The sequence below is a fragment of the Pseudomonas sp. PAMC 26793 genome (assembly GCF_000313235.1).
GTDB classification, from domain to species: Bacteria; Pseudomonadota; Gammaproteobacteria; order Pseudomonadales; family Pseudomonadaceae; genus Aquipseudomonas; species Aquipseudomonas yamanorum.
The window spans coordinates 1-25236 of sequence record NZ_AMXG01000050.1; the positions used below are offsets into that span (position 1 = coordinate 1).

General features: G+C 52.2%; 30 protein-coding genes and 3 pseudogenes. 13 read left to right on the forward strand and 20 right to left on the reverse strand.

Annotation, left to right across the window (positions count from 1 at the left end):
• Positions 1-786: 786 nt before the first annotated feature.
• The 4 genes and pseudogenes from D109_RS0126530 to D109_RS1000000133290 form a co-directional block, all read right to left on the reverse strand.
• Positions 787-1350 carry a TetR/AcrR family transcriptional regulator gene (locus tag D109_RS0126530; RefSeq protein WP_017479542.1) on the reverse strand — a complete coding sequence of 188 codons (564 nt, stop codon included), beginning with the start codon at positions 1348-1350 and terminating at the stop codon, positions 787-789.
• Between the two features lie 233 nt (positions 1351-1583).
• Complete coding sequence (locus tag D109_RS0126535; protein ID WP_017479543.1) at positions 1584-2285, reverse strand: glutathione S-transferase family protein; 702 nt, start codon at positions 2283-2285, stop codon at positions 1584-1586.
• Between the two features lie 163 nt (positions 2286-2448).
• Positions 2449-2655: pseudogene (locus tag D109_RS1000000133285) on the reverse strand (DUF190 domain-containing protein); the annotation flags it as partial.
• Between the two features lie 10 nt (positions 2656-2665).
• A pseudogene (locus tag D109_RS1000000133290) lies at positions 2666-2881 on the reverse strand (CrcB family protein); the annotation flags it as partial.
• Between the two features lie 66 nt (positions 2882-2947).
• Here D109_RS1000000133290 and D109_RS0126540 point away from each other — a divergent pair.
• Positions 2948-3310, forward strand: a complete 363-nt coding sequence (locus D109_RS0126540; protein ID WP_017479544.1) for a response regulator — start codon at positions 2948-2950, stop codon at positions 3308-3310.
• A gap of 61 nt (positions 3311-3371) precedes the next feature.
• The gene (locus D109_RS0126545; protein WP_017479545.1) at positions 3372-3935 is read left to right on the forward strand and encodes a carboxymuconolactone decarboxylase family protein; all 564 of its coding nucleotides are present in this window, start codon (positions 3372-3374) and stop codon (positions 3933-3935) included.
• Between the two features lie 74 nt (positions 3936-4009).
• Here D109_RS0126545 and D109_RS0126550 read toward each other — a convergent pair whose 3' ends face one another.
• The 6 genes from D109_RS0126550 to D109_RS0126575 all read right to left on the reverse strand — a co-directional run bounded on the left by D109_RS0126550 (position 4010) and on the right by D109_RS0126575 (position 7722).
• Entirely contained in the window at positions 4010-4447 is a 438-nt protein-coding gene (locus D109_RS0126550; protein WP_017479546.1) for a PAS sensor domain-containing protein, read from the reverse strand.
• Positions 4448-4634: 187 nt separating this feature from the next.
• Positions 4635-5345, reverse strand: a complete 711-nt coding sequence (locus D109_RS0126555) for an SDR family oxidoreductase (protein WP_017479547.1) — start codon at positions 5343-5345, stop codon at positions 4635-4637.
• Positions 5346-5381: 36 nt separating this feature from the next.
• Positions 5382-5942, reverse strand: coding sequence for a GTP cyclohydrolase I FolE (folE, locus tag D109_RS0126560; protein ID WP_017479548.1), 561 nt, complete (start codon positions 5940-5942; stop codon positions 5382-5384).
• 154 nt (positions 5943-6096) lie between these two features.
• Positions 6097-6561, reverse strand: coding sequence for a thiol-disulfide oxidoreductase DCC family protein (locus D109_RS0126565; protein ID WP_017479549.1), 465 nt, complete (start codon positions 6559-6561; stop codon positions 6097-6099).
• A gap of 236 nt (positions 6562-6797) precedes the next feature.
• The gene (uraH, locus tag D109_RS0126570; RefSeq protein ID WP_017479550.1) at positions 6798-7208 is read right to left on the reverse strand and encodes a hydroxyisourate hydrolase; all 411 of its coding nucleotides are present in this window, start codon (positions 7206-7208) and stop codon (positions 6798-6800) included.
• 10 nt (positions 7209-7218) lie between these two features.
• Entirely contained in the window at positions 7219-7722 is a 504-nt protein-coding gene (locus D109_RS0126575; RefSeq protein ID WP_026078227.1) for a heme-binding protein, read from the reverse strand.
• Positions 7723-7868: 146 nt separating this feature from the next.
• Here D109_RS0126575 and D109_RS0126580 point away from each other — a divergent pair, with 146 nt between their 5' ends.
• Together D109_RS0126580 and D109_RS0126585 are read left to right on the forward strand one after the other, a co-directional pair.
• A complete protein-coding gene (locus tag D109_RS0126580; RefSeq protein ID WP_017479552.1) occupies positions 7869-8540 on the forward strand; it encodes a heavy metal response regulator transcription factor in 672 nt (223 codons plus the stop codon).
• The gene (locus D109_RS0126585) at positions 8537-9907 is read left to right on the forward strand and encodes a heavy metal sensor histidine kinase (RefSeq protein WP_026078228.1); all 1371 of its coding nucleotides are present in this window, start codon (positions 8537-8539) and stop codon (positions 9905-9907) included. Before D109_RS0126580 ends, D109_RS0126585 begins: the two co-directional genes overlap by 4 nt.
• A 257-nt stretch (positions 9908-10164) precedes the next feature.
• Here D109_RS0126585 and D109_RS0126590 read toward each other — a convergent pair whose 3' ends face one another.
• The 3 genes from D109_RS0126590 to D109_RS0126600 all read right to left on the reverse strand — a co-directional run bounded on the left by D109_RS0126590 (position 10165) and on the right by D109_RS0126600 (position 11892).
• Entirely contained in the window at positions 10165-10401 is a 237-nt protein-coding gene (locus D109_RS0126590) for a pentapeptide MXKDX repeat protein (protein ID WP_017479554.1), read from the reverse strand.
• 70 nt (positions 10402-10471) lie between these two features.
• Complete coding sequence (locus D109_RS0126595) at positions 10472-11257, reverse strand: molybdopterin-dependent oxidoreductase (RefSeq protein WP_026078229.1); 786 nt, start codon at positions 11255-11257, stop codon at positions 10472-10474.
• Positions 11254-11892 (reverse strand): cytochrome b/b6 domain-containing protein, encoded by a 639-nt coding sequence (locus D109_RS0126600; protein ID WP_017479556.1) that lies wholly within the window; start codon positions 11890-11892, stop codon positions 11254-11256. The genes D109_RS0126595 and D109_RS0126600 overlap by 4 nt, the downstream gene beginning before the upstream one ends.
• A gap of 284 nt (positions 11893-12176) precedes the next feature.
• Here D109_RS0126600 and D109_RS0126605 point away from each other — a divergent pair, with 284 nt between their 5' ends.
• From D109_RS0126605 to D109_RS0126615, 3 genes are all read left to right on the forward strand, one after another.
• Complete coding sequence (locus tag D109_RS0126605) at positions 12177-13049, forward strand: patatin-like phospholipase family protein (protein WP_017479557.1); 873 nt, start codon at positions 12177-12179, stop codon at positions 13047-13049.
• A gap of 177 nt (positions 13050-13226) precedes the next feature.
• Entirely contained in the window at positions 13227-13862 is a 636-nt protein-coding gene (locus D109_RS1000000133295; protein ID WP_081585398.1) for a TetR/AcrR family transcriptional regulator, read from the forward strand.
• Complete coding sequence (locus D109_RS0126615) at positions 13859-14536, forward strand: glutathione S-transferase family protein (protein WP_017479559.1); 678 nt, start codon at positions 13859-13861, stop codon at positions 14534-14536. Before D109_RS1000000133295 ends, D109_RS0126615 begins: the two co-directional genes overlap by 4 nt.
• 144 nt (positions 14537-14680) lie before the next feature.
• Here D109_RS0126615 and D109_RS0126620 read toward each other — a convergent pair whose 3' ends face one another.
• Positions 14681-15742, reverse strand: coding sequence for an SDR family oxidoreductase (locus D109_RS0126620; protein ID WP_017479560.1), 1062 nt, complete (start codon positions 15740-15742; stop codon positions 14681-14683).
• A 243-nt stretch (positions 15743-15985) separates the two neighbouring features.
• Between D109_RS0126620 and D109_RS0126625 the strand changes: the two genes are divergently transcribed.
• From D109_RS0126625 to D109_RS1000000135030, 3 genes and pseudogenes are all read left to right on the forward strand, one after another.
• Positions 15986-16441 (forward strand): DUF3429 domain-containing protein, encoded by a 456-nt coding sequence (locus D109_RS0126625; RefSeq protein WP_017479561.1) that lies wholly within the window; start codon positions 15986-15988, stop codon positions 16439-16441.
• A 368-nt stretch (positions 16442-16809) separates the two neighbouring features.
• Positions 16810-17862 (forward strand): DUF4062 domain-containing protein, encoded by a 1053-nt coding sequence (locus D109_RS0126630; protein ID WP_017479562.1) that lies wholly within the window; start codon positions 16810-16812, stop codon positions 17860-17862.
• A gap of 19 nt (positions 17863-17881) precedes the next feature.
• Positions 17882-18059 (forward strand): annotated as a pseudogene (locus tag D109_RS1000000135030) (transcriptional regulator); the annotation flags it as partial.
• 44 nt (positions 18060-18103) lie between these two features.
• Here the strand turns inward: D109_RS1000000135030 and D109_RS1000000133305 are convergent.
• Both D109_RS1000000133305 and D109_RS1000000133310 read right to left on the reverse strand, forming a co-directional pair.
• A complete protein-coding gene (locus tag D109_RS1000000133305; protein WP_081585399.1) occupies positions 18104-18235 on the reverse strand; it encodes a DUF2256 domain-containing protein in 132 nt (43 codons plus the stop codon).
• Between the two features lie 208 nt (positions 18236-18443).
• Positions 18444-18848, reverse strand: a complete 405-nt coding sequence (locus D109_RS1000000133310; RefSeq protein WP_081585395.1) for a helix-turn-helix domain-containing protein — start codon at positions 18846-18848, stop codon at positions 18444-18446.
• Between the two features lie 262 nt (positions 18849-19110).
• Between D109_RS1000000133310 and D109_RS0126640 the strand changes: the two genes are divergently transcribed.
• The 3 genes from D109_RS0126640 (at position 19111) to D109_RS0126650 (ending at position 20244) form a co-directional block, all read left to right on the forward strand.
• Complete coding sequence (locus tag D109_RS0126640) at positions 19111-19569, forward strand: Hsp20 family protein (protein ID WP_017479563.1); 459 nt, start codon at positions 19111-19113, stop codon at positions 19567-19569.
• Between the two features lie 146 nt (positions 19570-19715).
• Positions 19716-19895 (forward strand): CsbD family protein, encoded by a 180-nt coding sequence (locus D109_RS0126645; RefSeq protein ID WP_017479564.1) that lies wholly within the window; start codon positions 19716-19718, stop codon positions 19893-19895.
• Positions 19896-19995: 100 nt separating this feature from the next.
• Entirely contained in the window at positions 19996-20244 is a 249-nt protein-coding gene (locus tag D109_RS0126650) for a CsbD family protein (RefSeq protein ID WP_017479565.1), read from the forward strand.
• 49 nt (positions 20245-20293) lie between these two features.
• Here the strand turns inward: D109_RS0126650 and D109_RS0126655 are convergent, their stop codons facing one another.
• The 4 genes from D109_RS0126655 to D109_RS1000000133320 form a co-directional block, all read right to left on the reverse strand.
• Complete coding sequence (locus D109_RS0126655; RefSeq protein ID WP_026078231.1) at positions 20294-20770, reverse strand: hypothetical protein; 477 nt, start codon at positions 20768-20770, stop codon at positions 20294-20296.
• Positions 20767-20976 (reverse strand): hypothetical protein, encoded by a 210-nt coding sequence (locus D109_RS1000000135035; protein ID WP_017479567.1) that lies wholly within the window; start codon positions 20974-20976, stop codon positions 20767-20769. Before D109_RS1000000135035 ends, D109_RS0126655 begins: the two co-directional genes overlap by 4 nt.
• Positions 20977-21270: 294 nt before the next feature.
• The gene (locus D109_RS1000000133315) at positions 21271-22452 is read right to left on the reverse strand and encodes an MFS transporter (protein ID WP_081585396.1); all 1182 of its coding nucleotides are present in this window, start codon (positions 22450-22452) and stop codon (positions 21271-21273) included.
• Complete coding sequence (locus D109_RS1000000133320) at positions 22431-23501, reverse strand: ThiF family adenylyltransferase (protein ID WP_081585397.1); 1071 nt, start codon at positions 23499-23501, stop codon at positions 22431-22433. The genes D109_RS1000000133315 and D109_RS1000000133320 overlap by 22 nt, the downstream gene beginning before the upstream one ends.
• Between the last annotated feature and the right edge of the window lie 1735 nt (positions 23502-25236).

The following is a 25236-nucleotide window of genomic DNA, read 5'->3' on the forward strand; positions in this document are numbered from 1 at the left end:
ATGCTGATCACCCTGTGTTCTCCTGCTCGAAAAGTGAGCAGAAGCAGTTGAACACCTGGGTCAGTTTTCAGTCGGCAGAACAGCCTTTACTGGGTCAGTTTTCGGTCAGCGGCAACACCCAGAACAAGTGCAGTGCGTGAAGACAGTTGGTGGTCGCACTGGAGTCGAACCGTTCGTTGTATTCACCAAAGACCGAGCGATCATGCTCGCTGTCATTACGCCGGGTGGGCAAATGAATGTGCCCGTGAAAGTCAGTTTCTTTGATTATCTGACGAAGCCAGGGCAGCACGTCTTCACTGGGACGGATGGCGGATATGTGCGCAAGTCGGGTCGACAGCAAACCGTAGGCGGAATGGTGTCAGGCACTGCCATCCCGTGGCATACAACACTCGACGTAACCGAGGTTTTTAACCCTTGCCCGCAGGTTACAGATTAACGAGGAGTGGCGCGTTCCCTCGCAAGCGGTGCGCGCATGCCGAAGCCCGTTGGTGTGAAGGATGAATGCCAGAAGGGCCGAGACGCCCCGGCGGCTCGGCTCGCGAAAGCCGCCCTTGAAGAGGCTGGGTTCGAATGCCATCTGGGGCGACCGACGTTCGACCACTACCGATGTAGAGCCGCTGGTGCGCTTACCGGAGAGCACCGCAACCATTTCACATATCGGTCTGTTCAACTCAATTTGACTGCTCGAAAGGGCATGTCTGTGTTCGGCTAGTAACTACGGTATACGACTGGCGTGTTCAGCCCGAAGCCCGTTCACAATGAGCCGCAGTCGGCTAAAAGCTGCCACTACGCCGGCAGCGGCCCATAGGCACGATAGGCCTCAATCAGAGTATCGAACAGTGAGATGTCTGACCTGCTTCTTGCGATAAGTTGAGCACCCGCCACAGCCGAAAAAATAGCGCGCGCACGCACTTCGCTATCGGCTGCCTCGCAGAATTTCGCAGCGACAAGCATCTGGCTCAACCAGGCAATATTGACCTGTGCAAAAGCCTGAATCTCCTCGGCCATTGCAGGGGGGAGATTATCGATTTCCGCCCCCACAAAGCTGCCAAGACAAAGCCGATTTTCAGCCTCAAGTGAGCGACGAAAGATCTCAGGAAATCGGCGCAGAGCTTCGGCGGGGTTCGGGGTTTGCTCAGATATAGTCTGAAGCGCAGCCGCACCGTCTTGCCAATACCTCTTGGCAACAGCAATTCCCAGATCCGCCTTGCTGGGAAAATGGTAATAGATGCTGGCTGGCTTGATTCCAACCTCATGCGCCAAATCGCGGAAATTCAGGCCGTTGTACCCCTGTGACTGGGCGATGTTTCGGGCAGCCAGGAGTATGGCCTCGCGGGCGTTGTTGCTCATAGTCGTGCCTTTCGTACGTCGGACGAGTTCTGGGGAGGCGGGCTATGTTAAAGCAAAAAGTTCTAACATTCGTTAAGTCAGTAAAGAACGGAGTATTTAAGCTGTTCAGTGTCCACATTGCTGGCATAAATCGAACGAGTCATGCTTCGCTCATTTTCAACCAACTGAATCACTCGCACCGAGACCGCCATGTGATGGCGATCCCGAGCGCTCATACTGCCCATTAAGACAGATTAGTCTGAGGGCAGATCCAGTTCTGGTATTCCACTGTTGCGATCAGCGTATGCAGTCTGGAAGCTTGGGCGTTTCTGCCAGCGCTGCCAGTACGCATCCAGATGCTCAAAGCGTTCGTCTAGCGGGGTGGCGTTTACCGGGAACTTGGAAAACGCAATGGCGGTTGCCAGCGTGATATCCGCAAACGTGGGATCGGTGCCGCCCAGCAACCATTCTCGACCGTCAGCCAAATGACGATTCACCAAAGCCGCGTGTGTCAGTGCCTCCTTACGGCAGTGCTCGCCCCATGCCTCGTTCTTCGTCAGTTCAAGTTTGAAGCCGAGCCCTGTGTGCAACACATGAAAAGCCGTGACGATCCGATAGAGGATATGCACCCAGATCCTGTTATCCCACATGTTGTCCAGGCCCTGCTCTAAGGCACCTTCGCCCATGATTTTGCGGCCCGGATAAGACAGGTCAAGAAAACGGACTATAGCAGGCGTTTCAGAGATGAAGCTGCCATCTGCTAGTTGGAGCGTGGGTGTTTCACCCCATGGATTCATATTTAGGTGACGCCATCCGCGCTGCTCGCCACCAGGCGTCATGTCATAGATGGTTTCATCGAATTGATCGGCAATGCCTTTTTCATGCATGAATAACCGCAGTCGCTGCGGGTTGGGGAAAGCCGAAGGGGAAGTGAATAGCTGCAATTTGGTGGTCATGGCCTAGTCCTGAATAGGTGAATTCAAACCTAACTGTTGTTAGGTAGATAGACCTTATAAGTCAAGTAGGCGTGAGTCAAGAGCTCACCTAACATTTGTTAGGTTGGGCTGTCTCTACATTTAATTCAGTCCATAAGGCTTATGTGGATGCTACTGGTGGGTGCAAGCGAATTTTCGTAGGCTGATCCGCCAACTCAAAAAAGTGCGATGAATGTAGCTGTCCGGTATGTCCAAAACCTTCGATTCCGGTGCAGAGCGTGGCACCGCGTAGCCCCATTTCTTTTCCCACATCGACTATCCATTCGCCTAACACCTTTCCCTGATAGCGACGGTTTTGTTGAGTAAAGAAAACGACCACAAAGCCTTTCATTTCTATCTCCTCAGCGAGTACCAATCATTTGGTAGGACAGAAGCCCAGCAGCGGTCATCGCTAACGAACCTAAGACGTGCAACGATATTGAGCCGAGCGCCCATAGCAGTTTGCCTTCCTGAATCAATGCAACCGTTTCTGCTGAGAATGTCGAGAAGGTGGTAAGCCCACCACAGAAACCCGTGATGATCAGGAGACGCCACTCTGGACTAAGGGTAGGAGATGAACCTTCAGTCCTCACTGAGTGATTTCCCGGTTCAATTTCTTAAGCTTTTGAGTGGGTTGAACTAACATGACCACTATCCTGGTCGTCGACGACGAGTATTTGATCGCTGATGTTCTCAGCTTCGCGCTAGAGGATGAAGGGTTCATGGTGGTAACAGCAAGCAATGGTCGAAAAGGACTCGAGGTGCTGGATAGAGAACGACCTGCCTTGATCATTACCGATTTCATGATGCCGGTCATGGACGGCCTGGATTTCGCCACAGCTGTCCGAGCCCTTCCTTCAGCTAATCATCTACCGATCATTTTGATGAGCGGCGCTCAGGCACATATCGGTGTGCAGAGATCAGATTTGTTTGATGCTGTATTGGCAAAGCCATTCAACATCGATTTGATCGTCGCCCAGGTTAGAAAGCTCTTAGCTTCAAAGTAGCTCGCAGCCGTTCAGGGAAATGAGAGTCTGGGGCGATTCACTGCCCTAAGGAGTATTAGATATGGCCATCCAATCGCGCCTCAGCCCACTGTCTGAAGAGCAGATGAATGAATCACAGAGAGCCGTCCTTGGAGACATTCTCAGTGGCCCACGAGGCAACCTTGACGGCCCGTTTTTAGCGTGGATTCAAAGTCCCGAGCTTGCCAGCCATGCCCAAAAGCTTGGTGCGTTTTGCAGATATGGTACGCGCTTGGAGCTTCGATTGACCGAGCTGGCTATTCTCGTCACTGCCTCCTGGTGGCAGTCCCAGGCTGAGTGGCAAATTCACGAGCCCATTGCCCGCAGCACGGGTCTGTCAGACAGTATCATCGAGTCTCTCAATCAGCAGGTTTTGCCCGAGTTCCAGCGTGATGACGAACGTATTGTTTATCGTCTTGGGAGGGCACTCTATGAGTATCGTCGGGTTGATGATGCTCTGTACGCCGACGCCGTCAGTACGCTTGGCGAGCCTGCTGTGGTTGAGCTGATAGGTGTCTACGGCTACTACGCGCTTGTGGCGATGACACTCAATGTTTTTGCCGTGCGACGCGAGGGAGATGCACCACTGCCATTCCCTGAGCCCTAGGGGCTGCTGAGGTGAATCAAGTATTTATTCAGGCCGCCATTAAGGCGTTATCAGCGATCGCGCGATTGACATGGCTATCGAGCCAGTTGAGCTTTCAAGCTGGCGACTTCCGCTTCAAGTTCACGCATGCGTTCTTGGGCCTCAAATTCGACGCTGACGTCCTTCTGGATGCCGATGTAATAGGTGAGCTGATCAGCCTCGTTAAAAACCGGAGTAATCGACAGCTCGTTCCAGAAGGCACTACCGTCCTTACGATAGTTGCGAATGATTTGCCGGCAGGGCTGATGCATCTTTATCGCCTCTCGGATAACAGCCAAGCCCGCTTGGTCTCGGTCATCACCCTGAAGGAAGCGGCAGTCCTGATACAGAGTTTCGTCAACGCTGTATCCCGTCAGGCGCTGAAAGGCGGGGTTAGCGTAGATCAGGATGTTCTCATCGCCTTCCTGCTCGGCAATTACAATGCCATCATTCGATGTTTCAACCATCAATTTTAGCAATTCTGCGTCGATCATTTTCAGAGTCCGGTGAATTTCACATCAGTCTAGGACAACTTGGGGGTTATGAGCGTTTTCGAGATCATTGGAAAGTATCTCTATATTGCCAGCGACTCGATGTGCCCTTCACGTGAGACACAAATCTCATCATGGAGGCTCTGCTGTACAAGAGCGCAGGGAAACGGTTTCAATCTTCACTCCCTACCTACCAGGGAAGGCGTTCTCCGTTATAAGCGAAGAAATTGCCACTGTCGGCAGGCTCTATTCGGTCGATCAGCGATAGTAATTCACAGGCGGCCACGTTTGCCGGCCTGGCGGCAGAGGCACCCCGAAAGGGTTGCGACAGTGCTGATACAACTGTACCCGGGTGAAGGCTCAGCAGTCGGCTCTGAGGTCGGGTTCTTGCCAGTTCGATGGCCGCCGTTTTGATCAGCATGTTCAGTGCTGCCTTGGAGGCACGATAGGCGTACCAGCCGCCCAAGCGGTTATCGCCGATGCTCCCCACCTTGGCAGAGAGCATCGCCATCGCGCCGCGAGGGTCAAGCAAGGGCAGAAAGTGACGCAAAACCAGTGCAGGCCCGATTGTGTTGACTTGAAATACCGACTGCAACGCATCTGCATCAATCGCGGAGTAACTTCTTTCAGGCTTTATTTTGTCGCGATGGAGCAGGCCGGCGGCATGCAAGATCAACTGATACGGTGCTTCCTCCGTCAATTCGGCCGCTGCTCTGGCGATACTGTCGGCATTCTCCAGATCGAGGAATGGAACACTGTTGCGCCCCAACTCACGAACATGCGCGCACCGTGGATCCTGATTGAGCAACTCACAAAAAGCCGAGCCGAGCGCCCCACTGGCGCCTATTACGAGGGCACGATAGCCCTCACCAAGGGAATTCATCTTGAAGGGAGTGTTCATCCAGGCTCTCCGGCGGTGTGATGCGATGTGTTGGTGTTAACCCCGTCGGCCTATCAGTTGCAGGAACTCGTGACGTGTCGCGGAGGACTCCCGAAAGGCGCCGAGCATCACGGATGAGGTCATCACTGAATTTTGTTTCTCCACACCCCGCATCATCATGCACATGTGCTTCGCCTCAATGACCACCGCCACGCCGGCGGCATCGGTGATTTGCTGAATGGCGTCGGCAATTTGTTTGGTCAGGTTTTCCTGGATCTGCAGGCGCCGGGCGAACATATCCACCACCCGGGCCACCTTCGACAGGCCCAGTACCCTTCCGGTGGGGATGTACGCTACATGGGCCTTGCCGATGAAGGGCAGCATGTGATGCTCACACAATGAATACAGTTCGATGTCGCGCACGATGACCATTTCATCGTTTTGCGATTCGAACAATGCGCCATTGATCACTTCCTCCAGACTCATTGTGTAGCCATTGCACAGGTACTGCATCGCTTTTGCTGCGCGCTTGGGGGTATCCAGCAGTCCTTCACGCTCAGGGTTCTCGCCTACGCCGACGAGAATTTCACGGTAATGCTGGGCTAATGATGGGTTCATCTTGATTCCTCGCAGCTATGCTGCGCTTTATGTGTCGGCAATCCATGGCGGTAGGAGAGTATCTGCTGCGCACGATCTGACGCAGATGACACAGGGTTCGCCAGATCAGCCATGACTCAGGTTCTTCGCCGGGGTCATGACAAAGCGAAGCTTTCTATGTCTGCTTTTTTTTCAAAGTGGACTGCTCGTCTGATGCGGGTTTTGACGCCGGCACCATGCAACGGTTATCGACACAGCGGCTGCCACTATCTGGGTGAGGTAACCACGCCAAATGGGGGCGTAAGCGGCAGAAAAGGCGATAACCGAATTCAAGCAGCGGGCGGAATACACTCCACGTCAGTGGCGTTGCCCAAACACCCAAGCCGGCGGCTCGCCAGCTCCACAAGGTGGCATCCAGGCCGGTTACCCAACGTCCATCAGCGAAGCGGCCGTGCAGCGAGGACTGCATCTGCTCGAACGTGAACCCGAGTGCCTTGGCGTCGAATGCACCGCTGCTGATGTCCACAAACAGTAGTCGATCCTTTACGGCATGGCCGCGCAGGAGCTTGATTTCGCGCGCACACAGAGGGCATTCACCGTCAAAATACAGCGTCAGCGGCCAATTCACTTTATTGTACATCGACCATGCTCTTGTATAAGTTTTTTACACGATATGCTGAAAGAACCAGACTGACAATGGGCACTATTTTTTTGCTGTGCTACGGGCGGTCAGCCTGCTTTCGTGAACGGATCGCCTGTGGCTTGCGAGAACGAGTCCCGCGGTGCGATGCAGGTCATCGACATAACGTTGGTCAAATAATCAAGCAGAAAGGCCGCCCATGAGAGTAGGGGCGGCCTTGTCTTTTCAGTCGACGCTCAATTCCCTCTGTAGGTAGAGAAACCGTAGGGGCTGAGCAGTAATGGGATGTGGTAATGCGCAACGGCACCGTCTACCTCAAAAATGACGGGTACCTCTGGAAAGAAACTTGAGACGTTGTTTGCTTTGAACCACTCACCGGTTTTAAAGGTGACACGGTAGATGCCTTTCTCCAGGGCCTGGCCATCGGGGTACAGCCCGGGAATACGGCCTTGCTCGTTTGTCGCGGCGCTGTTGAGCATGTTCCAGTTCTTGCCGTCCTGTTTTTCCAGCGTGACATTGACGCCAGGGGAGGGCAGACCATCTTGTAAGTTGAGTACATGCACGCTGAGCGGGTTTCCTGCCGCTAACGCCAGTGACGATACGACACTCAATACAACGCCAGCGAAAAACGTTTTTAATCCAGTCATGATGATGTCCTTAGTTTTTGACAGTAGGTAAAATTTTGTTGATAGCGGCCAGTGCGCAACCTTCATCGTTTGCTGCACCGCCGGCACCGGCCACTCCGATCGCGCCAATGACTTGCCCTTCAAACAGCAACGGCACGCCGCCGCCTAGCAGTAACAGCTCATGCAGGGTGTTGAGGTTTTCCGCATCGGGGGTGCTGCGGGCACGCTCTGCCAATAGTCGTGTTGGCGTTTTGGTCGACAGGGCGGTATAGGCTTTGCGTTGGGCGGCTAATGTGTTGTGTGGCCCCACGTTATCGTCGCGCTGCAAGGCGACTAAATTACCCCCACGGTCGACAATGGCAGCAACGCTTGTACGGCCATCGGCATGACAGGCTGTCAGCGCGGCATTCAGCAAATCGTTGGCCATTGCCAGTGACACTTCGTTGCGCTGCAGCACTTGATCCGGGGCTGCAACGGCGAGCGCTGAGTTCATTGCGAGTGACATCAGCAATGAAGTCGATAGGCTTATACGCATGCTTTGTCCTTTGTGTGGTCTGGCTGAGTCATAGCCAGGCATGATGCCCCGTGCACTCCGTCAGAATGATTGCCTGATGATTACCAAGATGTAATGTGCCAAAACGCTCGGGCGCGCTAGCCTATGCTCCAGTTCCGGAGGAAAAGATGCGTATCCTGGTCGTAGAAGATGAAGCGAAAACAGCGGATTACCTGCACAAAGCCCTGACTGAATCGGGCTACGTGGTGGAGGTCGCCCTGGATGGCCTGGAGGGCCAGTATCTGGCGCAGGAAAGTGAGTTCGACCTGATCATCCTGGACGTCATGCTGCCGGGCCTGGACGGATGGCAATTGCTGCAGATTATTCGGCGCAAGTGGCAAACCCCGGTGCTTTTTCTTACCGCCAGAGACTCTGTGGAGGATCGGGTCAAAGGGCTTGAGTCAGGGGCCGATGATTACCTGGTCAAACCCTTTTCCTATGCCGAGTTGTTGGCACGCGTACGTACGCTGCTGCGCAGGGGCCCGCCCCGTGAGGTGGAGCAGTTTCTGGTTGCAGACCTCAGCCTGGATCTGTTGCGACGCAAGGTCACGCGCCAGGGTGAACGCCTGACCCTGACCAACAAGGAGTTTGCCCTGTTGCACCTGCTGGTCAGCCGTGAAGGAGAGGTGCTATCGCGCTCGTTGATTGCTTCGCAGATCTGGCAGATGAACTTTGACAGTGATACCAATGTGGTCGACGTCGCCATCCGGCGACTGCGCGCCAAGGTTGACGATCCTTACCCGCTCAAATTGATACAGACAGTGCGTGGCATCGGCTACATGCTTGAGGTGCAATCCTGAAACTGTTTCCGCGCGCCCTGAGCTTGCGCCTGGCGGTCATGTTCGCGTTAGTCAGCGCGTTGCTGCTGGGCTCCATTGGTTTTTATCTTTATCAGTCGTTACAGCGAGAAATCGCGTGGCGCGATGACCAGGCCCTGCTCGGGCGCCTGGAGCGCATGCAGGCGTTGATCAACGACAGTGTCAGCGTCGAGCAACTCAGAAATCGGCCCAAGCTATACGAAAATATGCTGGGTAATCGCGACAACCTGCTGTGGATTATCGATGACACCGGCCAGGTGCTGATCGAAATCAACCCCGTCAGTATGAGCTTGCCCACGTTACCGGCTGCAGCCCAGGCTCAGTTGGGTGATGGTGACACTTTGGTGTCGGTGCGGCTTGCCTGGCAGCATGTAATGCAGGGTGATCGCGGCTTGACCCTGATTGCTGGCAAGTTGTTGAGCGAGCGCGAGCAGATGCTGGGGGCCTACCGACTCAAGCTCTGGCTCGCGATGTCGGTCGGCGCGCTGCTGGCTTTTGTGCTCGGCGGGTGGGTCAGCCAGCGAGGCTTACGACCTGTGCGCCTGCTGGCCAAGCGCGCGGCCGCAGTTGATGTACACCATCTGCATCTGCGGCTGGATGAGTTCAACGAACTGAGTGAACTACAACTGCTCAGCCAGGCGCTTAATCAAATGCTTGCACGCCTCGAAGACGGGTTCGCCCAGCTCTCACGATTCTCAGAGGATCTCGCCCATGAGATGCGTACCCCGCTCACTAACCTGATGGGGCATACCCAACAATCCCTGAGGCATGGTCGTTCAATTGAGGACTATCAGAACCTGCTGGTTTCCAATCAGGAAGAATATGAGCGTCTGGCGCGAATGATCGACAGCATGCTGTTTCTCGCTCGTAACGAGCAGTCGCATGCATCGGTAAGTCATGAGCTCATCAACCTGCACGATCTAGTAGAGCAACTGTGTGAGTATTTTGAAGGCGTGGCGCAAGAGCATGATGTCACGCTGATCAATCGGGCCCATGATCAGTTGTGTGCTGATCCGGCCTTGATCCGTCGAGCATTGGCTAACTTGCTGTCCAACGCGCTACGTTATGGCGCGACTGGTACCGCGGTGACTATCAGCAGTGTGGTATGGGAGGACAGGATCGAAGTCACAGTGCACAACCAAGGCCCGCCGATTTCAGCGCAACATCTACCTCGACTGTTTGAGCGCTTCTACCGGTGCGACCCGTCACGCAATCAGCCGGACGACTCGGGTGGCTTGGGGTTAGCAATCGTCCGCTCAATTATGCAATTGCATGGCGGTCGGGTAACCGTTGAGAGCACTGGAGCCGGTACGCGCTTTTGCTTGGTGTTTGTGCTGCAGAATGCTTGAGCGAATGCCAACGGTCTTATGTTTTGAGGTTTTTTCTTGGTTGGTTTCAATGGTCTTTACCTCATTAAAACCTCAGTCGAGTCAATATTAAGCCCACTGCATCAGGCGCCTGAAGTTTGGATTTACAAACACGTTGCCAAGTAGAGGTAGAACCTTCCAGGTTGCGTCTTGATGCCATCGCACCTGCGAGCGCTATCGAGAAAACCCGCCGAGGCGGGTTTTCCAGACACAGTACAATTTTCCTGTAATGCACCGCTTTACTGAGACATGTCATTCTTTTTCATGTCGTCTTTTTTCATGCCGTCATTGGACATGGAATCTTTTTTCATCGTGTCCTTACCCATGGTGTCTTTATGCATTTCATCCTTTTTCATCGTATCGTGGGACATCGCGTCTTTCTTCATCGTGTCATTGCTCATCGTATCGTCGGCGTGTACAACCGCGACGCCCACTGCCAGGCACATACCTAGAATTGCAGTCGTTAACCTTTTCATAGTGAAGCTCCTTGAGACTCAGGTTGCGAATAAGCGCAGCCGGGGCCGCGCAATGGGATTGCCTTGGGCGTCAGCTGCCACCGAACCAGTTGTAGCCCTGGTCTTCCCAGTAACCACCCGGGTAGGTATTAGTGACGAAAATCGCTTGAATGTGCTTTGGGTTCTTATAACCAAGCTTGGTGGGCATGCGCAGCTTCATTGGAAAGCCATATTCACGCGGCAGTACGGCACCGTCGTAGGTCAGCGTCAGTAGTGTTTGCGCATGCAGCGCCGTGGCCATGTCGATACTGGTGTAGTAATCGTCGGCACATTTGAAGCCGACGTACTTTGCGTCGGTATCTGCGCCAACGCGCTTGAGGAAATCACTAAAGCGGATGCCTCCCCATCGGCCAATGGCGCTCCAGCCCTCGACACAGATATGCCGGGTGATCTGATCGCTCTGAGCCATGGCTCGCAGTTCCTCAAGCTTCCAGCTGCGCTTGTCGGCGACCATGCCGGTTACTTCCAATCGGTAGGTGTCCTCATCGACGACAGGCGCTTCGTCGATGCCATAGAAGGCATTAAAGGGAAATGGCCGCGTAATCATCGACTCTGCGTAGGTAGGGGCCATGGCGTTCGGGTTGAACAGCCATCCCTGCACCCTGTCATTGAAGCGCGACATGGAGGACAGAGCCGTTTCAACGTGATCGTTATCGCTGATATTGCAGCCGGACAGCATGGCGACGCCGCCCAAGGTCAAGCTACGCAGCAGGAAGGAGCGCCGTGAGCGATCTTCGACCTGGAGCGAAATAATTTTCCGTGCATCCTTCAAAATGGACGACTCATCCAGCATTGGGCGTTGCTCACGCTTCCTCATACGCGCTCCTTATGGCCGACAATCATGGCCAATAACGTCTTTGGAACCAGTGCGACCATCACCAAATGCACGGCGATGAAGGCCACCAATAGAGACATTGCAATGAAGTGCACATGACGAGCGCTGTCGTAGCCGCCCAGCAGTTCACGTAGTAGCGGGAACTGGACTGATTTCCACAGAACCAACCCGGAAATCACTAGAGCAATAATGTCGAGCATCACAAACAGATACGCCACACGCTGCACGTGGTTGTAATGGCCAATATCGTCATGCCCCAATCGCCCATGGAGTGCAGACCACAGGTCATGAAAAAAGCCTTTGGGTGATACAGGAAAAAAACGTCGCGACAGACGGCCGCTAAAAAGATTGAAAAGTAGGTAGAAAAGGCTGACGACGACCAACATCCACATTGCTGCGAAATGCCACTGCAACGCGCCCCCCAGCCAGCCCCCCAGGGTGATCGACGTGGGGAAATTAAAATCATAAAGGGGAGAGGCGTTGTATATACGCCATCCGCTGGTGACCATTACCAACACCGCCAAAGCGTTCAGCCAATGGGTCAATCTCAACCAGGCTGGATGGCTGCTTTTTGGGGCCACAGAAGCAGCGCGGGTTATTTCAGGTGCGGCTTGCATCGGAGGAGACTCCAAATAGGAATAACGTCATAACCATTTGATCGAGTGTAGAAGCTAACTCAAAACACGATGCTCCTTCGAGGCGGGCGAAGCGTTCCTTGCGTCCTGTAACTTGATCCCGACAAATTGACGTCTTGATGAAAAGCGGAACACGTTGAAGGGGGGGCTCAAAGCTCGAAGCAGCATCGAGCGGTTTACGTCGAGTCAAAATCATTCTCATAGCCAAAGCCGTCAGCCAGCTAAGCTTGTAACGTCAGGAGGGCGTTATCAGTGAGGGTGCGTCTATGCCAACTGTAAAAACTGCTCTTGTACTTGCTGGTGGTGGAAGCCTCGGGGCGGTTCAGGTCGGGATGCTGCAGGCTCTGGTTGAGGCTGACGTCGTATTCGACTTGGTGGTGGGAGCTTCGGTCGGCGCCATCAACGGTGCCTACTTCGCAGCCAGACCGAATGCCAAAGGCGTGAGCGAACTCGCGGACTTCTGGCGCAGTTTGCGTAAGTCGGATGTGTTTCCGTTCTCGGCGTTCGATACCCTCAAGGGTATTCTTAATCGACGTGGGCACTTGCTAAGCGCATCCGCATTGCATCGTTTAGTGAGCAGATCACTGCCGGTCAAATTGATCGAAGACACCGAGTTACCGCTTTATATAGTCACCACCAATTTGCTCAGCGGTGCCGAAGAGCTTCTGTCTAGTGGCAGTGCTGAACAGGCTTTGCTCGCCAGCGCTGCGATTCCGCTTGTGTTTCCCAGCGTGCGAGTCGGAGAAAAGTTCCTGGTCGATGGCGGAGTCAGCAGCAATACGCCGATTGCCAGTGCGGTGGCATTGGGGGCAACACGGGTTCTGGTTCTTCCTACCGGATTCGGTTGTGCCTGCCCATGTCCGCCCAGTGGACTCGTTGCGCTGGCCTTGCACACGCTCAATTTGATGAGCATGCGTCAACTGGTGCGTGACATCGAGTTGTACCGCGCACGCGCAGCCATCCATGTCGTCCCGCCGTTGTGCCCACTGGACGCTTCAGTGTTCGACTTCAACCAGACAGACCAATTGCTGCAGCGTGCTTATCAGTCAACCCAAGCCTGGATAGAAGAGGGCGGATTGATTCGCGACGGGATACCCGATTCGTTACTCGCCCATACTCATCATTTTGGTAAAGAATGATCTTCGCCTCTCAAAAGGCAGGTCTACCGAAATTGACCAGTTCGTGTTCTTCCATTCGAACATTCTTCCGTGTGCATCTCTGGTCAGTGAAGTTCGGCGGTGTGGAATTTGTTTTGTGTTGATCGATACAAAACCTGTGCTATGGTCAACAACAGTTCTCAAACGCGTGCGAAAACCATGGCCCGTCCCCGTACATTCGATGAGTCGACTGTTTTAACAGCAGTCGTTGAAGCGTTCTGGACGCAAGGCTACGAGGGCACCTCGACCCGAGACCTCGTCAATCGCACAGGGCTCAATCAGCCAAGCCTTTACAACGCGTTTGGCGACAAACGTAGTCTTTACCGTCGCGCCCTCGTTCACTATCTGGAGTGCAGTGTGCGTGGTCGAATTCGACGCCTTGAAGCTCTTCCAAACGCTGGAATGGCCATAACTGGATTCTTTGCAGAGGTGTTGAGTCGCACACTGAACGATCCTTTTCATCGTGGATGTCTGCTGGTGAATTCTGCCCTCGAAGCAAATGCAGAAGACCCGGATTTGCGACAGGCCGTCGCAGAAGAATTCGAGTCCATTCGCAGTTTTTTTGAAGGCCGCCTGCAAACCTTCCGCATGCAATCTGTCGATGCCACCGAGATTGATGTGAAGCAGGGGGCGCATCATTTACTCAGTGTGTTACTTGGTATTCGAGTTTTGGCTCGGATTAATTCCGATCCTGCGTGTGTAACAGACGCCATTGGTATTGCAATCAAAAGCCTTGGTCTTCCTCCCATGGATTTAGCGATGTTCACTGAAAACCACTGCACGGAGTCAATATGATCAAACTCTACTATCACCCGTCTCCTAACCCCGCGAAGGTTGCGCTGTTCTTGGAGGAGTCAGGCCTTGAGTACGAACTCATCCCTGTTGATACGCGCAAGGGTGAACAGCACGATCCGGCGTTTCTCAAGATCAATCCGAATGCCAAGACACCGGCTCTGGTTGATGGTGACAACGTGGTATTCGACAGCAACGCCATACTGCTCTATCTAGCCGAAAAGACCGAGATGTTCCTGCCTGCTGAAAATCTCAAGGCGCGAGGGGAGATGTATTCCTGGCTCATGTTCGTCGCGACCGGTATCGGCCCTTACTCTGGACAGGCTGTTCACTTTAAGCACTTCGCCCCCGAGCCAAAAGACTACGCAGTTAACCGCTACACCTTCGAAGCCTGGCGTCACTGGACGATCATCAACGAGCATCTGGCCAAACAGCCTTACATGCTCGGAAGTGAGTACACGCTGGTGGACATGGCCGTATGGGGTTGGGCGCGCGCGGTACCGTTCATCCTGGGTAATGACGTTTGGGCAAAACTTCCAAACGTAAAACGGCTCCTTGATGACATCAATGCTCGGCCGGCAGCACAGCGAACCGAAGAGCTGAAGAACCAGCACAGTTACAAGACTGAGATGGATGCTGACGCGCGTAAGGCAATGTTCCCTCAGATTACTCAGTAGACGCGCCGCTTGCGCGCGGCATTGCTCCAGTGAGCATTGGTAAAAGTGGATCAATTTGCTCGGTCAATGACTGCGGGCCCCTAAAAGGGGCCCGCACCGTGCGGCCTTTACCTATTCACAGTGCTCTGTCCGTTGTGGCACGACCTAGGGTATCAAGCGCATCTCGCGTAGTTTGCCGAACACATCGAAAAATGCTTGATCGCTCGCTTGGTAGGCGGTGAAGCCCATTGCACGGCTTTTCGACATATCAGTGACGACTTCGATTGGTCGACCAAGGTCTGCATCGGTATGCCATGGGGATATCAGGCGACTAATATCGGCCTCTTTCAAGCCGTGCTCCGAGACTATCTGCGTCCACACGGCTTGGTCGTCAGCCATTTGCTTCTCAAGCGGTGAGAGTGAGGCGGGATAATCGGCAGCAGGCAAGTCGAAGTATTCGGCAATTCGGCTCCACATCCATTTCCAGCGGAACACATCGCCATTAGTGACATTAAATGCCTGGTTGGCCGCAGCCGGCGTGGTGGCCGCCCACAGTTGTTGTTTCGCCAACTGCCGTGCATCCGTCATATCGGTGAGGCTGTCCCACTGCACTCTTGATCCCGGAAATACAAAAGGGCGATGGGTCTGTTTGCAAATCGAGGCGTAGACGGCGAGGGTGGTTGCCATATTCATCGCGTTGCCTACGGCAACCCCGGTGACGGTATGCGGGCGATGAACGCTCCATGTGAAGCCGTCCTTTTCAGCAGCGGCGAAAAGTTCGTCCTCTTGGGCGTAATAGAAATTCTCGACATTCAGACGACCCTGCTCTTCGCGGAACGGTGTCTGCGGAAGGCTGCCTTTACCATAGGCTTCGAAAGGGCCGAGGTAGTGTTTCAGGCCAGTAACCAGTGCTACGTGTTCAACGCTCTTGGCTGGTCGAATGGCGGCGAGCACATTGCGAACCATGGCTGCATTAACACGAATGTTCTCGGCCTCAGTGGCTTGCCGTGACCATGTGGTAATGAAGACATGAGTAGGCTTCAGATCCGCGAGCGCACGTTCCAGCGAAGCTGGGTTCTGGAGGTCTGCCGCGACCGGAATAACGCCTTGTACTTGCGACGGGTGCCTGGATAGCGCGGCGACCTGCCACTTGTTGTATATGAGTAACTGAGTGATGGCGCTGCCGACGATGCCGCTGGCGCCTACGACCAAAGCTGTCTGGGTCATACGTTTCTCCTGGATTTAGACTTGGGAGTCCACCTAAGTAAAAGAGGTTCAACCTAAACCGGATCCGTATAGTGGGCCGTCGTAAGGGGATGTCGAACACACCTACCGAACTCCAGTATTTGGAGCGATGGTGCCTCCCGTTTTTAAGCGGACTCTCATGTAGCCCCCCTCGCCATCAATATCTCGCCCAGCCGGGGCTTTTGGGCCTACAGTCTTAAGTGTCGCTCACTGCATGGAATACAAATGAACGCGTTGCCTTCAACCTCTCCGCCAAAGCACGTCAGCCTGCTGGGTTATGGCGGTCTGTTGCCGTTTATTTTTCTGGCGCTGCTGATCCCGTTCTCACTCGACTATCGGCTGTTGTTTGCCATTGCGCTTGTTAACTATGGCGCAGTCATCCTGAGCTTCGTCGGCGCCTTACACTGGGGCTTCGCCATGACCGTGCGAGACATGAGCGCCGAGCAGCGCCGAGACCGGTTTATCTGGAGTGTCATTCCGGCGCTCATTGCTTGGATTGCCACGCTATTGCCAATGCCATTGGGTTGCTTGCTGTTGGTCATCGGCTTTGTTGTCCACCTCCGGCAGGACAGGCAGCTGTTGCGGGTTATGAGCTTGCCCGCTTGGTACATGCCTATGCGATTAAGGCTTACCCTCGTGGCTAGCGTTTGCTTGCTGCTTGCTGCTTGCCGCGCTCGCTGAGGCGCTTCATTCATGAAGCCTCGTGTGCCTGGCTCGTTGCCCGTGATCGTGTGTTCCAACCAGGGTTCAAGTACAGCAAAGCGGAGGTGCTGAGTCGCGCACCATCCCAATCTCTCCAATCAAATCAACTGTCTCTTGGGATTTTGTATGAAACCGCTTGCGCCTGCTCGGATACTGCCGTTCACGTGATCCCTTACGGTCACTCGGTTCATTGGATGGGGCACGACCTACCAAGTCCTCACGATCCTGAAGCTCTGTCGCTTTTAGACGCGCTGGGCCCTGTGGGCCCTACTGAAAATGCTGCTCCACAATAGGTTCTTAAAGTGTACTGTGGGGCATACCAAGCAGCTTCATCGGAGGATTGGTGCATGAATGTTTTTATCAGCTCGGTAATTCGAGGTTTTGAGGAATATCGTGCAGCGGCAAAAAAAGCGGTAATGCTGTTAGGGCATACACCAAAAATGAGTGAAGAATTTGGTGCCAGACCTTACTCCTCGCAAACGGCATGCATGCTGGAGGTGGATCAGGCCGACGTAGTCGTTCTGGTGCTGGGTGCGGACTTTGGCTTTGAAACCCAAACAGGTGAGTCGGTTACTCAGCAGGAGTTCCGACGCGCTAAAGCTTCAAACAAACGCATCCTCGCTTTTTTGGAAACCATACCGGCCAATGAAAAGCAGGAAGCGTTTAGGCGTGAGGTTTCTGATTACGTCGATGGATTTTTTCGAGTTACATTTTCATCTGCGAACGAACTGTCAGATGGAATTGTGCAGGCTCTCAGTCTTTTGAGGCAGAACCAAACGGCGATTAACGAAACGGAATTCGAGCAGAGGCTGGCCCGCCGACCCAATGAATCCAGATCGAGCGGATACGGTCACGACGCTACCGTCGAGTTCGTATTTCTTCCGCAGCCGGCGCTGAGTGGTTCGCTGAGAGTGTCTGATGCTCAGCGGGACGATATCTTCTTGAAGTTCTGCCAAGAGGGGCTGAGCGCCATTAGAGACGGCTATAAGCCCCACGATCACCCGGACACGCTAGGTCTAGATACCAACGTACTCAAGTGGCGAATGCAGGACGACGGTCTGCAGTGGGTTTCCGTCAGTCTTTCCAATGTAAATGCAGGAAGTCGGAATGACATGTTTTCCTCCTATTACGTTTCTCCGTCGAAAACGCGATCCGCCGCGCTTGCTGCTTTTAGTCTGGTTACACAAGGTCGGAGCGGCTGGTTTCAGATAGCTTTGCATGGCATGGACAATAAAGTATTTTCGGAGCCACCAGCTTCCACAGCTTCGAGCATTTCGATTCCTCACCGCACCGAACGCTTGCTTCAAGAGAGGCAAATCATTTTGCCGGCAACCCAGAGTGCATTTGAGAGTTGGTTGGATGACGCGCTCTATCGAATGGGTCGCAAGCTGAACTTGTAGAGATGTTTAGATTACGGATAAACGCGCTCCTCTAGCCGCGCCGAAAGCGGGCACGCGCAAGGCCCGCCAGGTGACAGCCTACAAGAACCCGCACACTGGCTAGATTACTGAAGCGAAGGGCGGGAATCACAAAGGTTTGAAAGAGTGGAAAGCTGAAGACGGCGCTGGTACCGTCTAGTCACTGGCTGACCAAGTGATTTTAATTTGAGTACAAAAAGGGCCCGAGAGGGCCCTTTTTTGGTCAGTTTTTGTTGCGCCTGCAGCGCTCCGAGCAGTAACGCACTTGATCCCAGCAGCGCGCCCATTTCTTCCTCCATGTGAATGGAAGTCCGCAGGTAAGGCAGGCTTTAACTGGGAGCTCACTTTTCTTCAAAACGACTCCCATCTTTCGAATCTTGCGAACATTGACTGGCCACGCTACCAAAGAGATTTTTTTGGGTTCTACCAGTTATGTCGTGCTGCCGTGCCACGCGCCTGAGAACAAGGTCTAACAGCGGCAGGGTCATGGGCGCTCTCTGAGAAGCACAAGCTCCTGCTTGAAGTGGCCAGCATTTTACCAATGTTTCTGAATGGGTGATCGCCTATTCCGCGAAGCAGAATTCTACTTGCAGGGCATTCGTCGCTGAGCATTTACTTGAGGTTCTATTAGAAGGGCTTGCCACTAGCAATTCATCGCCCGACGAAATCGTCAAATTTTTCAGAATTCCTTCATGGACTAGACGCACCAGTTCTTCTTGAGTCTGGCGCAGCAAAGCGTTGACCGGGTGCCCCGATTCGGCGCAAAGAGTAATGGCTACTAGGGTGAGAGGATTCACATTGAGCTGGCCACTTAGCGCTGCGATCATCTCTAGCGTCGGACTTGATTGACCGCGCTCTAGTTTAGAGACGTATGTCCGGCTGCTGACTTCTGCCAGGTTCCGCTGAGTCAGTCCTTTACCAGACCGCATCGCTTTAAGCACGGCAGCGAAGGCATTTTTGAGTGACATAAACTCATTCCTGATTTGAGCCAGTCCCTTTGAGCGTGGACACCCTGGAAGGAGCTATTCTAGTTAAGTGGAAGCCTATCACGGTATGCCTGGGTTTCATGTTCTAGCGACATTGAATAGTGGGTGGGAGATCGGATTATTGCGAAAGAAAATTTCTCTGAACGTCCTGAATTTTTATCTTCGGTACATACCTAGGGTTTTACGCGATGCCGAATGCGGGTCGCGTTTCAAATCACTTGGAGAAAACTCAGGAGATTTCGCAATGGCTACTACCCTTTCGTTGGCCCCACTTTTCCGCCACTCGGTCGGCTTTGACCGTTTCAACGACCTTTTCGAATCGGCGCTTCGCAGTGAGGCTGGTACTTCTCATCCTCCCCACAACGTCGAAAAGCACGCTGATGACCACTACCGAATCGTCATCGCAGTGGCAGGCCTGGCTGAGGAGGACTTGGACATTCAGGTTGAAAAAGGCGTTTTGACGGTCGCCGGTGACAAGCGGGAAAGCAACGAAAACGTCACTTACCTGCATCAAGGTATCGCTCAGCGGGCGTTCCGGCTGTCGTTCCGCTTGATGGATCACATCGAGGTGCAGGGCGCCAAGCTCGTCAACGGTTTGCTGAACATTGACTTGCTCAGAGTTGTACCAGATGAGGCGAAGCCTAAGCGCATCGTGATCGGGGGGACTGAGTCTACTGACGCGAAGCCGGTCAGCGAGCAGTAACGTCAATAGAGAGGCGCTCCCAGGAGCGCCTCTTTTTTTGGGTGCTGCTGACGACCGGTCGTCATAAAAAGTGGAACTCCAACTCATTACAACCAGTCAATTTTTCTGTCCAGATAGGACACCTATTCCTAACCGGGAGAAAATCCATGAGTGGCACTTCAGACAAAATTAAAGGCCTGGCCAACGAAGCAATCGGTAATGTGAAGCAGGGTGTCGGCAAGGTCACAGGTAGTGAGAAGCTGCAGGTCGAAGGGGCTATCCAGGAAAAGAAAGGTGAAGCCCAGCAAGTGGTTGGTAAGGTCAAAGACGCCGTAGACAAAAAGTAGTTCTAGCCGGCATTACCGTTTCGCTGGGATGGCTATCGGATGGTAGCCATTGCAGTTGACTCATTCTGAGCTTCCAACCTATATGAAGGTTTAATCAATCATGAGAAGTGAACAGGTAGAAGGTGTAGCAGAAAAGCTGGCCGGCAAGGCGCAGAGCGCGGTCGGGAAACTGATTGGTGATTCGAAAATGGAAGCTGAAGGTGCGGGACATCAAGCAGCTGGGCAGCTGACTAAAACCTACGGCGATACACTGGACAGCGTATCCACGTTCATTAAAGAAAAACCAGTCGCCGCACTCGCGATAGGTGCGGCAGCGCTGATCCTGATCAACCGCATTTTTCGTCGCTGAACGAGGTGGAGGTGTCTCCAACCTGGTGACACCTCCTGCTAGGTTGGGCTTACTGTGAGCTGATCCAACCTTCAAATTTGTGCAGTCTGCCCGTATCGAGAAGTTTCTGTTTTCCGGTTTCCAGAAGAGTGAAGAGCATTTGTCTGTCCTCTAGCAAGGGAAACCACTCAGCCATTTCTACATTGCTGTGCTTAGAATCGCTTAGAGTCCATTTCACGATCATGTCCGCAGCAGCCCTGTAATGATCTGCCATGCATATGCGCCTGCCTTCTAATGCCCAGCCCAGCTTCGCCAGTTGGTCGGTCACGTCAAGTATCCCAGCGTCGCCGAAGAAGTTGATGGTATCTGGATAATGGATGCCTGCAAGCGACACCTTCGCCACTCCTGCTTCTCGGTCGAAGTACGACAGAAAATGCCACCCACCAGATGTGCTTCTCGGATGAGGAAAATTTATCGCAGCTTTCCCGGTTATGTTGTGCTCGCGTGAGACGCGTTTGAGATCAAAATCGAACAGTGGCTGCCTCATGGGAGCTTTTTGAGCCGGGCTAGACCCTGTTTGATGTGGCCAGAGTTCTCGCCGATTGTCTGGAGGGCACCTCGGACATTATTCCCAACATCTGCATGACCGTGAGCCTCGACGTGGAGGGTCAGTTCCATCAGGGCTGCCTCCAGAGCGAGCTGATTTTGGTACATTCTCTCTAGGAGGTCTGATAGAGAATACTCACGCAACATAGCTCTGCTCCATTTGAAAAAAATCAGCATAGCAACCGTTAGGCTCGTTAAAAAAATTGCATTATAAATAATTTATTGGTGAGCGCTTTAAAAGATAACCAGCAGCCCCATCAACTTGATAATTATCTCAATGAGAATTTAAGCTCGCGAAACTATAATGCTTTGCGGAAATTTTATCAGTATCCACCATCTTAGCTTAGTCACGCAATTTATAAAATACAGCTTAATTCCTAAAGTCGTCTACCTAGAAGGACTATCTAATAAGATTAAAGATCTGGGTATTTCTGATGCGCGCTACTGAATTACTGTTTCAGCTAACCTCTTTTCGTGAAATAACCAACGTACGCCACAAGCGCACGCAACCATCATTCCCGTAAAGATCCAAAATCCGCTATTTTCCATAACATATGCAACTACAGGCATAGTTATTAACATTAAGAGCTTGCCGAGGGTTGATAGCACTGACAAGTATGTTGATCTTAGATTGGGTGGCGAACTTTCAATGATAGCGGCCACCCCTAAAGAGTTAATTAAGCTGAGTGAGAAGAAGCATGCAACCAAATAAGGAGCTGATAAAAATGAATAGTTTGAGCTCAATATCATTAGCGCAATTGATAAGGCTATAGCCAGCAGCACAATTCGATCTAACACTCCCTTACCATGGAGAGATTGTACTAATTTACCAGAAACCGCCTGGGCCATCAGGATTGCAAAAAATGTAAAGCCTAAAACGGTAGAATGAGAAAAAAGGCTGGAGGTGTAGGTGACTAAGGGCTGCCAGAATTGTATTAGGGACTGTAGAGACAAGCCGTATGCAAGTACCCAAATCACTAATATTCTATTAACTTTTGATTCTCGACCCAGTACCCCTGATACATCTGAAAAAAACACCTTTGAGGAGAGCTTCGGTGATTTCTGCGATTTGATATCTTTCGGTAGATATAATGAAATCACCCAGACTCCCAGCATCAGTCCGCCGGCAACGAACCATGCTAGGCTTTCATTAAAACTGTACAAAAATACGCCACATAATGAGAAAACACCCATGAAGAAAAACTGATTCTTTTGATATCCAGCTAGGATTTTCGCTGCTGCTGACCCAGGTTTTTCTCTCTGGCTTGCATCAAATAAATAAGCACTGAAGGTGCCTGATATTAGACCAAGTGAAAGAGCATTAAAAAATTCGGCCACGATAAAGCCCGCAAATGTGTGGCTTACCCCTGTAACTGTTAGCCAGATAGCAGCGCATAGTATACTTAATGAAATCGAAAGCTTTCGACTGTATCTGTCCGATATATACGAAAGCGGGATGTCGATAAAAACAATAACTACAGCTTGAAATGACTTTAGAACGCCAACCTCTGTCAGAGAAACTCCTTTCCCTAGCAAGTAGATTACTGAAAATGCACCTATAAGCATTCTCACGCATGCAGCAGATATGCCTACAAAGTGAATTAGTAGTATAGATGTTGGCATGCTTTGCACTCAGAGCTTCTAGAGAAATCTTGAATTTCAATTTTAAGAGTTTGGTCATGCAAGCCGACCCTTTGATTAAAGGATGGTAGGCTTTCGTGAGTACCTATTTTTCCGAGAAATTTAATAATATCGCTGGTTGCCAGTGCTGCACCAACTGCGTTTACAGGAGGGAATGTCGCACTTTTGAAGCGCGAATTTAAACTACCTATTTTTTTGTTCAGTTGTGCCATGTTTGAAGATGTATCTGCTCTAAGCCCCATTCGAATTGCGCCACAAATTATGCAGCCACTTTTTCCCGGAATAACGAGTGGGCCATAAGTAGATATGTCATTAAGGTATCCTACGCTAATAAATGGAATGGAGTTTTTTATGCAATAGGAGTTTATTGTTGGAAGCAGGGAAGCAGGTGAGTCCGCTGATATAACAAATAAATCTCTGGCGGATAATTTATCAAGATCTGCATGCTCATCGATAAACATGTCCACCTCTACGACTTTACAACTCGAGTTCCTTGCTCTGAGACTTTTCGAAAGAGCTGAGGTTTTTTTTGCGCCAACATCGACTTCCTCGAATAATATTTGTCTGGTTAAGTTACTCAGCTCCACTATGTCGGCGTCAACGAGGTGGATCTCTCCAACACCACTTGTTGCTAAAGCAGCAGAAATATGGTTGCCAATTCCCCCGCATCCTATGATAGAAACAGATGCGTTTGATAGGTTGCTATTTATAGTTGAAGGGGATGCTCCTACACTTTGATAATACAACTCGCTCCGACTATAACGCCCTTCTTGTGCACTGTTGCAATTTGGAACTATGAAGTGATTTTCCAGTAGTAGCGACAGTAAATGAATACAGCTGTTCTCGATGCTCGCTTGCTTCAACTCTACCAGCGGCAGTGGTGAAGTCGCCTGCTCACAGAGCGCCAGAAGTTTCTTCCAATCATCTGGGTCGGAAATTTTCTGCTGCCGAGAGCCCAAGCCAATTAGGCCACCCATCTCAAAATTTTGAAATAGGACATGTCTTGCTAGAACAAAATCACTTTCTTGCATTTAATTCTTCCTTGCAAAAAAAACGACAGAGCGTTTAGCTCTGTCGAATTGCTAACTTGATTAGTTGAATGGATTGATGCTGATCATTTTAGATCTCCTTATCAATGGTTTGAATGATTGCGGCAGATGAAATCTAAATGCGCATTGTTACTGAATCATGAATAAGGTGTTATATTTTTGTGGCGAGCTTTTGGTTCTTAATGACGATGCCTATTTTTAACCTTAGGATAGAATCTTCTATGAAGACTTAAACTCTTAACAAATAGAAGGAAGCGGTGATATGACAGGGGTGATTTGTGCAGAAAGGATGCAGAATTCTAGGTGACGGAAAAATCGTCCGTTGCTGGGTTTACCAGCAGAATAAATCTCCCCGGCCCGCAAATATCCACGAAATTGGACTCGAAAGGCATTTCTATGCCACGAAGTGCGAGTCGGATCTGGACGATAAAATCACCGACCAAGAGCAGGGCGTTTACGCACCATTGCTATACGACCTACATGCAGTGAATATTAGTGAGGTTTTGGTTTAGACGACTCCAGAATTATTAGCTCACCTAGAGATTAGAAGCCGGCACGTGCGTCAGAATATGCAGTCAATGGTCGATAGGTGGGCCAGTGGCATTCTTGAGCATTTATCAGATCCCGAGAACCTTAGGGCTTTGGCTAAAGATCATTTCAGACCTGGCTCCCCTATTTTTGATAAGGCCCTAGCCGAGCAAGGCCTCACTCACCAGGAGGTTCAAGCTCTACATGCCCTGGACGAGCCAATCGTTGAACAGGTCTTCAAGCCCTCTTAGACATTTTTACCGCCCAGATGCCCACTCTACTGCATGGCATCAAGTTTTCAATACTGGACTTGGTCAGGGCAAGTCATGTCGGCGTGCTCAACGAATCTGTGTCACCAGTTTTCCGTGTTCAGCGTTTCACCACGCTCCACTACTCTGTTAAGAAGTTTGAGCCCCGGCGACCTGCCTCTTGGTGATTCCGTTGTACTGTTCAATGTGAGAGGCGAGCGATCCTCCAAGCCCTTTATGGGTAGCAACTGCCATGTCCATCGGTTCGGAAGCGAGCCATATGGTGTCAATGCGAATCATCGCAACAGGTCTCGCAGAAAGGTGGCATAGGCGTATGCGAAAGCGATGAGTCCATTGAAGAATGGATGCCGCTCAGCTTGTGCGACCGCTCGAACCGAGGGCTGCTGATCCTGCGTCTGGTAGGCCTGGCAAGCGGAGCGCGCAGGCGGGAGGATGGAAGCCCACAGGGCCGAGACTCGGCAACGGCGAGGCTTGGTTCACGACAGCCGTCCTCGCAGAGGCCCGCTCGACATTGGCTCTCTAGAGCGCCTTCAGGAGGCGCTCAGGCATGTAGGGGGATTGGGTTAGGGCGGTGTGGTCTGAGCCGACCAGACCGATTTCCCTTGCTCGGTGGCTTGGGAAAGAGATCCATATGCCGATGTTCCAGCCGAACCGCACCATTTCAGCAAGCCAAGGTCTTGGAGTTTTCCGGTAGTGCGGGTGTGCGACGATTTGTAGAAGTTTGGAAGACTGCCCACTGCAACACCGAGCACTTTCAATTGTGCGGGCGACAATCGCGGTGCGCGTTTCATGGCCTCGGCCCCTTGTAGATGAAGACGTAGGCGAACCAGAGGGTGGCTGGCACCGTGAGCAAGATCATGGCGTCACCCGCTTGAACTCGACCACCCAGACCCACGGGTTGGAGTCCCAGTCGCCACCGG